This window comes from Mycobacterium sp. (genome assembly GCF_035633495.1).
In the GTDB taxonomy this organism is placed as follows: domain Bacteria; phylum Actinomycetota; class Actinomycetes; order Mycobacteriales; family Mycobacteriaceae; genus Mycobacterium.
This window is the reverse complement of record NZ_DASQEU010000136.1, coordinates 1-11,592: the sequence shown is the minus strand read 5'-3', so window position 1 is coordinate 11,592 and position 11,592 is coordinate 1. Positions and strand designations below refer to the sequence as shown.

Genomic DNA, 11,592 nt, shown 5'->3' with positions numbered 1-11,592 from the left:
CGCCGCCGCCCGCGCGCTCGACCCCGACGCCATTCGCCTCGCCGTCGCCGCCTCCGTCCGCCACGTCGACACCGACTACGACGACCTGCTCATGTCCGGCGTCGATCGCGACGACGCCCGACACCGGGTGCGCGACCGCGTGCATAACATCCTCAACGCCTGGCGCGACGGCGCCACTGTCCTCGACAACTGATCTCGCTGGCCCCCTCCGTTGAGACTGCTTCCAGGGCGGAGAAGTGCGAGTAGACCGCGCCGCCAACGCAGTATGAACACGCGCTCACCGCGGCTCAAGCGCTGCAGCCAAGTCGCGGAACCCGGTCCGCCCGCGACTTCTTCTTCGACATCTGTTGACACCTCAACGCCGCCCTGTGCCGCATAGTCCGTCCAAGCTGGGAACTAACTGGTACTCTGTTCCCTATGGAGGCTACCGTCGACTCGGTGGGGCGCGTCGTCGTCCCAAAGGTGCTCCGCGATGCCCTTGGCCTACGCGCCGGCTCCACGGTGGACATCTCGCCTTACGGCGCCGGTCTGCAACTCCTCCCCACCGGTCGGACCGCCCGCCTCGTTCACGAAGCAGGTGTGTTGGTGGCAACCGGAGACACGCAGATCGACGACGACGACGTCTTCGGACTCATGGATGCCGGCCGGCGTTGACCGGCGTGATCGCCGTTGACACCAGCGTCGCGGTACCGCTGGTGGTGAGCACCCACGGTGCCCACCATGCAGTGGTCGAGTGGTGGAACGGACACCCGGTGGCTCTCAGCGGCCACGCGTTGATCGAAACCTATTCGGTGCTGACCCGACTCCCTGGCGATGTCCGGTTGACCGCAGCGGATGCGGCCAAATTGCTCACTGAACGCTTCGCAGCCCCGCTGCTCCTCACGGCCGCCGACGCTGCTCGCTTGCCGAAGTTACTCGCGGCCCACGGTATCGCGGGCGGTGCCGTGTACGACGCGATCATCGGGATGGCGGCTCTACGGAACGGCTGCGTTCTGGCCACCCGCGACGCCAGAGCCACCGGCACCTACCAGGCAATCGGCGCCAGGATCGAAGTAGTCAACTGACCGACGTCATCGCGCTGCGGGCTCTGGAACTTTTCTGGTGCAGTAAGGCAGGGTTTGCATGGGAGAGGTAGGCCCGACGAGTTCAGCGGCAAACGCCACCGGGTACGTGCTGGTGATCTTCGGCATCACCGAGATCCGGCGAAGAAGATGCCGTTCCGGTCGCTGTCAGGATCGCGATGATCGCCGACGAATCCACGATCAAGTCGGTAGACCTTCGTCGTCGAAAAGAAGTTCGGCAGGGTCGACCCGCTTGGTCGCCGGGGTCATCCTGCGCGCGGTCCTATGGCCTATGTCAACGAGTCGGGCCACGAGGTCGTCCTACTGCAGTCACGCCAATCGCTCGTTGACCGCAACCGCCACCGCCTGAGACTCGGATAGGCCCGTCAGCGTGGCGAGCCGTTTGACGGCTCCGTGAACCGATGGATCCTCGATGTTGAACGCCATGTGGGTACCTCTCTACCTGCGCGATCGTACGTCGGCCCGATGACACTCGGCGTCTTGTCCCAACACGCTCGCCAGCCGTGCCCCCCGCCGCATAGGGTGATCACCGTGGCCGATGCGCTCGATCCGATACAGACCTTTGCCGACATCCTGGCCGAGCACGGCCCCTTGCCGGAGGACGACGTCGTCCGACGGCTTCAGGCGGCCGGGGTGGCAGACCCCGAGGACGTACTCGACGAGCTGATCGACGAAAGCGGTTGTGCAGCAAGCCAGCTGACCGACGAACGGTGGGTCTGGCTGCCGACGCTGCTCGACGGGCGGGTGTTCACCCACCGGCTCAGCGCAAGCGAGCTGGCCCACGACATGCTCACGGTGACCCCGGATCTGGACCCGGTCACCACGCTGTGCGAGAGCGAACGGTGCGGGCGGTTCGCCGACGGATCCCCCGCGCGCGTCGCACTGCCGATGTTCGACATCGAGTTGCTCGACGAGCGGGAGATTCCGCTGGATCTGGTCGATCCGTTGGGTGCCTTGCTTCTGACGTCGGGCACGTTGGCCTCGGTCGGCGCGGTCGAGGGCGGCCTGGTCGGGGTGCGTCTGACACCGGAGGGGTTGGCGATCGAACCGGTCACCACGATCGCCGATGCTGCGGTCGGCGCGCAGTTCGCGGCGATGCTCGACGCCGACGAGCCTGCGTTCTTCGACGCGGTGGTGTGGACGGCATGCGTCGACGATCCGGCGCTGTTCACCCAGCCGCTGGCCCCATTGCGCGAGATCGCCGACGCCGCCGGCCTTCCGTACGACCAGGAGTGGCTTGCTCCCGCCGGATTCGACTTCGACGTGTGGCGCTTCGATCTTGGCTGCGCACGGCTCGCGCGGCGATACGAGCTCGACCCCGACGACGCATTCGCGCTGTACACCCTGCTCGAGCTGAGCGATCGCATGTCGCTGCTGATCGAGACCGCCGATTCCGAAGAGCCGCTAGACGATTCATCGCCCACGGCTGACCAGGAGTCGGACGTGGACGAGGGTCCCAGCCTGGCCGAGCTGACCGGTGAGCTCGGTGCCGTTCTCGCCGACCCGATGTTGGCCGAGATCCTGATGACCGAGACGCTCGACAGAGGCCGCATCGGAGCGGCGGCGCTGGGCCTGTTCGCCGAGACGCTGGAGCCCAAGGTGCCACGCGCGGCGCGGGTGGCGTGTCGCTGGCTGCGCGCGGTCGCACTGGAACGAACCGGCTCGGTCGAGGAGGCCGAACAAGCCCTGCTGGCCGCCGAGTCCATGGACACCGACTGGGCGCCGGCGCTGTTCGATCTGGCGCGCTTCGCGGCCGATCGCGGTGACGCCGAGCGCGGGCTGTCGCTGTTGCGCCGCGCCGGCGCCGGACCGGACGATCCGATGGTCAGGCTCCTGGAGCAACACCGGGCGACGCCGCGCACGGACCTGGGCCGCAACGACGCGTGCTGGTGCGGATCGGGACGCAAGTACAAGAAATGCCACCTCGGGCGCGAACAATTGCCACTGTCTGAGCGGGTCGGTTGGCTGTATACCAAAGCTGCCCAGCACGTCGTCGTGAATGGCTGGACGGACCTGCTGGCCGAGGTCGAGCTGGAACGGCTTCGCTACGTCGACGACGACGACGAAGCGGATGCCGATCCACTGCCGTTGGACGCGGTGCTGTTCGAGGGCGGGGCGTTCGAGAACTTTCTCGACGTGCGCGGTGCACTGCTGCCCGAGGACGAGCGGGCACTGGCCGAGCAATGGCTGCTCACGGACCGGTCGGTGTTCGAGGTCGACGAGGTGCAACGCGGCCACAGCGTGACCGTACGCGACGTGCGCACCGGCGACAGGCACGTCGTACGTGAGCGCACCGCCAGCGGTTTCCTGAAGCCCGGACAGCTGATCTGTACGCGAGTTTTGCCCGCCGGGGACACCATGCAGTTCTTCGGCGGGCTGGAGCCGGTGGCGCTGCATGAGCGTGACGCGCTGATCGCCCTGCTCGATGCCGAACCCGATCCGGTGGAACTGGTGGCGTACCTGAGCCGACGGTTCGCACCGCCGACGCTGGTCAACACCGAGGGTGATCCGCTCGCGATCTGCGAGGCCACCGTGCGGGTCGGCGACCCGCACTCCATCGAGGCGGCGCTCGACGAGACCTACGAGCGGCTCGACGGTGAGGAGCCACCACGCTGGCTGGAACACATTGTTGTGCAAGGCATGCCGCGCATCCGGGCCACTTTGGTGCTCGACGGTGACACCCTGCGGGTGGAGACCAACAGCGAGAATCGGATGGACTCGGTGTTGGCCACCCTGGCTCGCGTGGATCTTGCGATGACGGTGCTCGACGACACCCGTCAACCGATGCGCGACACCCGTGAGGCCGCCGCGTTGGCCAAGCAGCTGCCCAGTGGAGGCGGCACGGCACTCGACCCGGACGACCCCGAGGTCGCCGCATTCCTCGGCGAGGTCATCCGGAACTACGAGACCAGCTGGCTCGACGAGTCCATCCCCGCACTCGACGGCCACACGCCGCGTCAGGCCGCCGACGACCCCACCCGACGGGCCGACCTGATCAAGCTGCTCGACACCTTCCCGGCCGGTGAGGCCGCACGCGGCGGCATGGACGCGGACCGGCTGCGCGCAGCACTGGGGCTTTAGCACTGCACGGCAGAAGATGACCCTGCGCCACGATGAGGCCCGATAGGTTGATCGCAAGCTTTGCTTGATCCCGATCTGCTTTGGGGGCGATGACATGTCTGAGGTCCACAGCGCGCCGGCCAGCATCGGAGTGCTGACCAGTGGAGGAGACTCCCCGGGGATGAACGCGGCGGTGCGCGCGGTCATCTACACCGCTGTGCGCCACGGCGTCGACGTCTACGCGATTCACGAGGGATACCACGGCCTGGTGACAGGTGGCGACCTGATCAAGCGGATGGAACCCGAGGACGCCAACGGCATTCTGCATCGAGGCGGTACCGCGATAGGTACCGCCCGATCCCAGGAATTCAGAACGCGTGACGGCCGCAGAACCGCCGCCCGGAACATGGTCGAGCGTGGCATCGACGCACTCGTGGTGATCGGTGGCGACGGAAGTCTGACGGGTGCCGATCTGTTTCGCCGGGAATGGCCCGACCTGCTCGCCGAACTGGTTGACGCCGGCGAGATCTCCCCGGATGCCGCCGACGGACACCCCCTTCTGCGTCTGGTTGGTCTGGTCGGCTCCATCGACAACGACGTGTCGGGCACCGACATGACGATCGGCGCCGACACTGCGCTACACCGGATCGTCGAGGCGATGGATGCGCTGCGCAGCACCGCGTCCAGCCATCAGCGCACTTTCGTCGTCGAGGTGATGGGACGGCAGTGCGGCTACCTCGCACTGATGGCCTCCCTGGCCACCGCGGCGAACTGGCTTCTGATCCCCGAGCAACCGCCTGCCGAGGACTGGGCGATGCAGATGTGCAGGGACATCAAGGCGGGCCGAGACATCGGCCGTCGGCAGAGCGTGGTTCTCGTCGCCGAGGGCGCCCAGGACACTCACGGAAATCCGATCACTGCCGACCACATCAGATCGACGCTGGAGCAGGAACTCGGCGAGGACACCAGGATCACGATCCTCGGCCACGTGCAACGCGGCGGCGCGCCGAGTGCATTCGACCGCTACCTTGCCACGCTCCTTGGCCATGCCGCGGTCGAACGCCTCCTGACCGACGAGGTGGATGCGTCCCCGCAGCTGATCGGGCTGCGGGGAAACCGGGTGGTCACGACACCGTTGATGGACTGTATCGCGCAAACTCAGGCCATCGCCGAGCGCATCAAGGCAAAGGACTTCGACGGGGCAATGCTGTTGCGCGGCGGCAGCTTCGGGCAGTCCTACAAGATCCTGCAGACCATTCAGCAGGCCGCGGCACGGCCGACACGGGCGGGCAGGAGACGCTTCCGGCTCGCGATCGTGCACGCCGGCGGTCCGGCGCCGGGGATGAACAACGCAGTGCGCGCCTTCGTCCGACTGGGCCTGGACCGCGGCTACACGGTGCTGGCCGTTCAGAACGGATTCCGCGGGCTTCGCGACGGCGACGTCCACGAGATGGGCTGGATGGACGTCAGCGGCTGGGTGTCCGACGGAGGCGCCGAGATCGGCACGAACCGGTATCTACCCAGTGGCGACGCGATCGCGCAGATCGCCGAACAGGTTGCCGCTCATCGGATCGACGGCTTGGTGATGGCGGGCGGGTGGGCCGGCTACCAGGCCGCCCACGAACTGCACCGGCACCGGCACCAGTACGGCGCCCTCGACATCCCGATCGTGTGCATGCCGATGACGATCAACAACGACGTCCCGGCAACCGAACTGAGCATCGGCAGCGACACAGCGCTCAACAGCATCGTCGCCGATGTCGACAAGATCAGACAATCCGCGGTGGCCACCCGCCGGGTCTTCGTGGTCGAGGTGATGGGTCGGGACTGCGGCTACCTGGCCTTGCTCAGCGGGTTGGCCTCCGGTGCCGAGCGGATCTACCTGCCCGAGGAGGGCATCACGCTGGACTCGCTGACCGCCGACATCCGTATCCTCTCGGAGGGCTTCCGTTCCGGGAAACGGCTGGGCCTGATCATCCGCAGCGAACGCGCCGACCCCGTGTACACCACCGGATTCATCACCTCGCTGTTCGAGAAGGAGGGCGGCAACCTCTTCGACGCCCGGCAGGCGATCCTCGGCCACATCCAGGAGGGTGGTGACCCCTCGCCGTTTGATCGGATCCACGCGACGAGCCTGACCGCCCGCTGCATCGAGTTCCTCTCGGAGCAACTCGAATCGGGTAGCCGGGCCAGCGCAATGCTCGGATTCCAGTCCGGGCGAATGCAATTCACCGACCTGACCTCCTACCCGACGCTGATCGACCACGACGCTCAGCGGCCGCTGGAACAGCGCTGGATGGACCGCCGCGGTCTCTCGGAAATCATGCGGGGGTAGTCTGGCTAGCCGTCTGTCGGTACTTCAAGCGGCGCTGGTGGGATGGCGAGGTGGCATGAATAGTCTCTCGCTGCAACGGATGTCGGCATCCGGGCGCGCTCGTTACCTAGTTCGGCCGCGATCATGGTCTGGCGCCCCGAGCCATAGTAGGGCCACTGTGGTGGCGGACCGGACGATCCGATGGTCGCGCTTCTGGAGCAACACCGGGCGACGCCGCGCTCGGACCTGGGCCGCAACGACGCGTGCTGGTGCGGGTCGGGCCGCAAGTACACGAAGTGCCACCTCGGGCGCGAAGAGTTGCCACTGGCCGAGCGGGCCGACTGGCTGTACACCAAAGCTGCCCAGCACACCGTCCTGAGTGGCTGGAGGGACCTGCTGGCCGAGGTCGGGCTCGAACGCACCCGCCACCTCGACGACGATGACGAAGCGGATGCCGCCAGGCTGGCCGACCCACTGCTGGTGGACGCGGTGCTGTTCGAGGGCGGGGCGTTCGCGGATTTTCTCGCGGTGCGCGGTTCGCTGCTGCCCGAGGACGAGCGGGTGCTGGCCGAGCAGTGGCTGCTCACGGAGCGGTCGGTATTCGAGGTCGACGAGGTGCACCGCGGCCACAGCGTGACCGTACGCGACGTGCGGACCGGCGACAGGCACGCGTGCGGGAGCGCACCGCCAGCGGTCTATTGAAGCCCGGACAGCTGATCTGTACGCGAGTTTTGCCCGCCGGTGACACCATGCAGTTCTTCGGTGGGCTGGAGTCGGTGGCGTTGCACGAGCGCGACGAGCTGATCGCCATGCTCGATGCCGAACTCGACCCGGTGGAACTGGTGGCGCAGCTGAGCCGACGGTTCGCACCGCCGACGTTGGTCAACACCGACGGTGACCCGCTGGCGATCTGCGAGGCCACCGTGCGGTCGGCGACCCGGACCGGGTCGAAGCCGCGCTCGACGAGACCTACGACCGGCTCGACGGTGAGGAACCGCCACGCTGGCTGGAACACGTTCTCGCCCAGGGTATGCCGCGCATCCGGGCCACTCTGGTCCTCGACGGTGACACCCTGCGGGTGGAGAGACCAACAGCGAGAGGCGGATGGACGCAGTGCTGGCCACCCTGACTCGCGTGGATCCCGCGATGACGGTGCTCGACGACACCCGTCAACCGATACGCGTCACTCGTGAGGCCGCCGAGTTGGCCAAGCAGCTGCCCGGCGGTGGTGGCGTCGCGCTCGACCCGGACGACCCCGAGGTGGCCGCGTTCCTCGAGGAGGTCATCCGCACCTTCGAGACCAACTGGCTCGACGAGTCAATCCCCGCACTCGATGGCCACACCCCGCGTCAGGCCGTCGACGACCCCACCCGTCGGGCCGGCCTGATCAAGCTGCTCGACACTTCCCCGCCGGTGAGGCCGCCCGCGGCGGCATGGACGCCGACCGACTATGCGCCGCGCTGGGGCTGTAGTAGTTCGGGGGCGTGACGCAGGGTTGTGCAGAATCCCTGTGAGTCAGGCATTTTCGTCGATCACCCGCCGAGCTAGGCCCAGGATGTCACCAATCGTGGCAACAGCTTCCGCAGCACCATTTTTCGGGTGACGGGCAGCACCCGCCCGCTTGCGACCACGGTGGGATGTTCCTGTGATCTGCAGGCATGCCGTAGAACGTCGCGCGGGTGCGGCGCTCGCCGCACTTCGGGCACGGCGGATGCATCGCGAACTTGAAGGCGACGAAGCTCGTGTAGCCCTCGTCGTCCATGCGATTGCGGCAGCGGCGGCATAGCACCGCCGGCCAGTCGCCAGCCTCCGTCCTCGCCGATTCGGGCTGCAGCTCTACGTATGGATCGGTGGTGTGGACGAACAACTGGTCGCGAGCGTCCGGGCGGGTGAGGCCGATCCGCTGCCCGCAGCCGTCGCATTGCCCATCGAAGCGCAGCAGGGTCCGCGCGGCCGCCATCGAGTTGTGGCCGAAACGACTCTCCGGGGCGCACCCGTAGCGGCGTTCGTCCAGCGCCAGCTCCAGCTTGACGGCGTCGTCTCCATCGAAGTGCCAGCCATCGGCGGCCCACGACTCGAGGTCGAGCAACCTCGCCAAAGTCGATAACTCCACCAGGTTCGGCTGTCGAAGCGGTCGCTCGAAGTCTGCGGTCCGCGGGTGATCGGTGGTCTCGACGCGCGCCAGGTCGGCCAGCATCGAGGGGGGATCCGTGTTCAGGACGCACGCGACGGTGTCGCCCGCTTGGGCTTGTGTTGTTCCGTAGCGCCACGGCCGATAGGGCGACCGCGGCTCCAACAGCGTGATCACCGCGTCCGTCCAATCGGTCGATTGGGCGATGTGCATTCGATGACTCGTACCTTGCTTCATTGTTCAATTGTCCCAGGCGGGTATGACAATTCGTCGTCCGCGCGGTTTGCTATTAGCGACCCGGGGAAGCCCAACTCACGCCGGTTCTCGCTGGATGACAGATGCTTGCCATGCGATCTGCAAGTGGCGGTTCGAGTACTCCCCCGGCCGGAACATCGCCGCAGTCGAGGGCGGAGTCGGGTATGCATGCTCGCCGAACACTTGGCCCAAGGTTCCGGCGCACGTGCTGCACAGGCGTCGACAGATCTAACTGATCGTCGCCGGTGTCCATCGCGTCGCCACCTTGGGCACGGTGCACGCTCGGACGCGCTGTACACATCGGTCACCGTGGCTCGAACAAGTTCGCTCACGGCATCGATTCGTGTCCGGATAATGCGGGTATGCAATCAAACCGCCGAGATCCGACATCGCAGGCTCGCCGTGGCTGACGACCCGCTTCTGCTAGGGCAGCGCGTGGTGGCGATCTTGGAGACGGGCCTGCGTACGGCGACGTACAAGCTGGCGACACTGATGGCATTGATCGAACACTCCATCGAGAACTTACCGACGCAGCCAACCGATCCGCTCGAGGTACCGATCGCGGATCTGGCACATCGCGTACTCGGAATCTACTGGCAGCAGGTGCGACCGTTCGACGGGCGGGAGCTGTGCCAGTCGACTCAGCCGCGAGCGCGAATCCTCCTTGCGGCGCACGACTTGCGAGAGGCCTCGAGCCGCGCCGGCTCTATCGACGTCGCTCGGTTGCGCGCACCGGCGGCATATGAACGGGCGATCGACGAAATCACGTTGTGCCTCGCGCAGCAGCCACTCCACCGACTGCAGAAGCTGCCCGGTTCGACGACGAGCGACCCATTTCTGTATGGCGACTCGTTTCTCCACGATCAGGTCTCGCGCTCGACGCTGCGGGCGCACGGCGATGCGATCGTGCTGAATTCCGGTGTCGCCTATGGCCTGGCACGACTGGCTGGGCTACTGAAACCGGCGTTGGAGATCATGTGGGTCGACGACGTACGACGGATGAACAAGTTCCTCGACGCCGAAGTGCCGGATGTGGCAGGGCATCTCTTCGGACGGTCGCGCGCAGCGCTGGTAGCAGTGCGTGAGCCGTTCAAGGAGGCTTTCGGGCCGCACTGCTTCTACTGCGGGACACACCTGCCGATCAACAACCCAATCGACCATGTGTTGCCCTGGTCGTTGGTCGGCATCGACGGGCTGGCCAACCTTGTCCTCTCCTGTGCTCGGTGCAACGGCGACAAGAGCGGGGCCCTGCCTGCGGTATCCATCGTCGATCGGGTGCTCGATGGTGAACGAGGCAGCGCCCTTGAGGAGATTGCCTCGACTTTGCAGTGGCCGTCTCAGCGCGAGCGTGTGGTCGCAGCGGCGCGAGGCATCTATCGCGGACAGCCCGCGGGGGTGCCGACATGGTCGTCGTACAAGCGCATCGAGCGGTTGGACATCGGCTTTCCGCCGGCGTGGATGCGCGGCTGAGTTGCGGCGGACGGCATCCATGGCCGCACGACGTCGGTGGCCCTCAACGCGGCGACTTGGACGACGGACTCGCGGTCGTATCGGCGGGGACCGCGACGAAGCCCTCCGACGGCTTCGGGCTAGATGGGCCGATACGGTGGCGAATCAGCCAGCACCGCTTAGGGAGACGCCCATAGAGGCGCTGGCTCGACCGATACGCGCTGACCGTCTATCCGACAAATGGATCAATTGCTCTCTAGCGCAAGCCTGCCGCATTGCAAGGTCCTCCGGGCACGGGCAAGACGTGTCGGGCAGCTCACATGATCCACGCGTTGGTCATGTCCGGCCAGCGGGTTGGGATCACCGCATTCAGCCACCGGGCGATCGAGAACCTGCTTTTGAAGGTCGTCGAGGTATTCGAGGAGAAGGGTGACCACGGCCAGCTCCGGGGTGTGCGAAAACGCGCCTGCGTCGGCGCGAAAGCTGAAGGGCTTCCGAAAGGGCGACGCGTCGATAGCCGCGAAATCGGAGTTCAATGTGGTCGCGGGTACGGCATGGCATTTCTCCAACGAACAGATGCGCGACGCGCCGGTCGATGTGTTGCTCGTCGACGAGGCGGGTCAGCTCGCCCTTGCCTGATCTGCAAATGTGGCTCTCCGGAGCGAGTGTTCACCCGCCACCGGCAACCCACGTCCCTGTTGCAGCCCGAGGCCTTCGGCCTCAGATCGCCTCCATACCGTCTAACACGACAGGTACAGCGGTTCACGTCTGTTGAAGTGTCTGTGGAGAACCGCCCGAGACGCCGGTCTGACAACTCGTCGCCGTCCCACACCTGCCGCAGGTGTGGCATCGACCGGTCGTCAGTCACCACAGCTATCGTTACGCTGTGCCGTCGCCAGCGGAGACTCGAAGGAAGAACAGCTACGGTGTGCGCCTTGTCCGCGGCCCGTTACTCAAGCTGCCACCGCACCCAGAGCACATCGACGATGAAAGCGCCTTCGTCGAGTTCGCAAAGTCCGTAGGCAAGAAGACCGAGGCACTCTTGGCCGCCGATTGACTCGTTGCGTCACCCTGGCCAAGGCGATACAGGACTAACCGGAAAGCGGTTCTCCCCCATCGGGCCGTGGCAGGACCTACCGTGAATGCATGCCAGAACAGCACGCCGCGGTCGAACTCGCGCATCCACCGCAAGCCATGCTCCGCGTACTCAATCCGACGCTCCGACTGGCGCTGCGCGCTCCCCTTATCGGCCCAGCGCTCAAGGACTTCATGGTCGTCAGCTTCACCGGTCGCAAGACCGG

Annotated in this window: 10 protein-coding genes and 2 pseudogenes; 10 read left to right on the top strand and 2 right to left on the bottom strand. The window is 66.3% G+C overall.

Annotation, left to right across the window (positions count from 1 at the left end):
- The 3 genes from VET27_RS20190 to VET27_RS20180 all read left to right on the top strand — a co-directional run.
- Positions 1–193 (top strand): DUF2293 domain-containing protein (locus tag VET27_RS20190; protein ID WP_526521334.1); only part of this gene is annotated, 193 nt, incomplete at its 5' end.
- A gap of 224 nt (positions 194–417) precedes the next feature.
- Complete coding sequence (locus VET27_RS20185) at positions 418–654, top strand: AbrB/MazE/SpoVT family DNA-binding domain-containing protein (protein ID WP_526521332.1); 237 nt, start codon at positions 418–420, stop codon at positions 652–654.
- 5 nt (positions 655–659) lie between these two features.
- Positions 660–1,064 (top strand): type II toxin-antitoxin system VapC family toxin, encoded by a 405-nt coding sequence (locus VET27_RS20180; RefSeq protein ID WP_526521330.1) that lies wholly within the window; start codon positions 660–662, stop codon positions 1,062–1,064.
- Positions 1,065–1,391: 327 nt separating this feature from the next.
- Here the strand turns inward: VET27_RS20180 and VET27_RS20175 are convergent, their stop codons facing one another.
- On the bottom strand, positions 1,392–1,508 hold the full coding sequence (locus tag VET27_RS20175) for a type II toxin-antitoxin system VapB family antitoxin (protein WP_526521328.1): 117 nt from the start codon (positions 1,506–1,508) through the stop codon (positions 1,392–1,394).
- A 105-nt stretch (positions 1,509–1,613) separates the two neighbouring features.
- Here VET27_RS20175 and VET27_RS20170 point away from each other — a divergent pair, with 105 nt between their 5' ends.
- From VET27_RS20170 to VET27_RS20160, 3 genes and pseudogenes are all read left to right on the top strand, one after another.
- Positions 1,614–4,163, top strand: coding sequence for a tetratricopeptide repeat protein (locus tag VET27_RS20170; RefSeq protein ID WP_526521326.1), 2,550 nt, complete (start codon positions 1,614–1,616; stop codon positions 4,161–4,163).
- A gap of 94 nt (positions 4,164–4,257) precedes the next feature.
- The gene (locus VET27_RS20165; protein ID WP_526521324.1) at positions 4,258–6,477 is read left to right on the top strand and encodes a 6-phosphofructokinase; all 2,220 of its coding nucleotides are present in this window, start codon (positions 4,258–4,260) and stop codon (positions 6,475–6,477) included.
- Positions 6,478–6,636: 159 nt separating this feature from the next.
- Positions 6,637–7,928: pseudogene (locus VET27_RS20160) on the top strand (SEC-C metal-binding domain-containing protein); the annotation flags it as partial.
- An 86-nt stretch (positions 7,929–8,014) separates the two neighbouring features.
- Here the strand turns inward: VET27_RS20160 and VET27_RS20155 are convergent.
- On the bottom strand, positions 8,015–8,824 hold the full coding sequence (locus VET27_RS20155) for a hypothetical protein (RefSeq protein WP_526521322.1): 810 nt from the start codon (positions 8,822–8,824) through the stop codon (positions 8,015–8,017).
- A gap of 372 nt (positions 8,825–9,196) precedes the next feature.
- Between VET27_RS20155 and VET27_RS20150 the strand changes: the two genes are divergently transcribed.
- From VET27_RS20150 to VET27_RS20135, 4 genes and pseudogenes are all read left to right on the top strand, one after another.
- Positions 9,197–10,312 (top strand): DUF8808 domain-containing protein, encoded by a 1,116-nt coding sequence (locus VET27_RS20150; RefSeq protein ID WP_526521320.1) that lies wholly within the window; start codon positions 9,197–9,199, stop codon positions 10,310–10,312.
- A 299-nt stretch (positions 10,313–10,611) separates the two neighbouring features.
- Positions 10,612–10,689, top strand: a pseudogene (locus tag VET27_RS20145) (hypothetical protein); the annotation flags it as partial.
- Positions 10,690–10,720: 31 nt separating this feature from the next.
- The gene (locus VET27_RS20140; protein ID WP_526521338.1) at positions 10,721–10,930 is read left to right on the top strand and encodes a hypothetical protein; all 210 of its coding nucleotides are present in this window, start codon (positions 10,721–10,723) and stop codon (positions 10,928–10,930) included.
- 247 nt (positions 10,931–11,177) lie between these two features.
- On the top strand, positions 11,178–11,348 hold the full coding sequence (locus VET27_RS20135; protein WP_526521336.1) for a hypothetical protein: 171 nt from the start codon (positions 11,178–11,180) through the stop codon (positions 11,346–11,348).
- Positions 11,349–11,592: the final 244 nt, after the last annotated feature.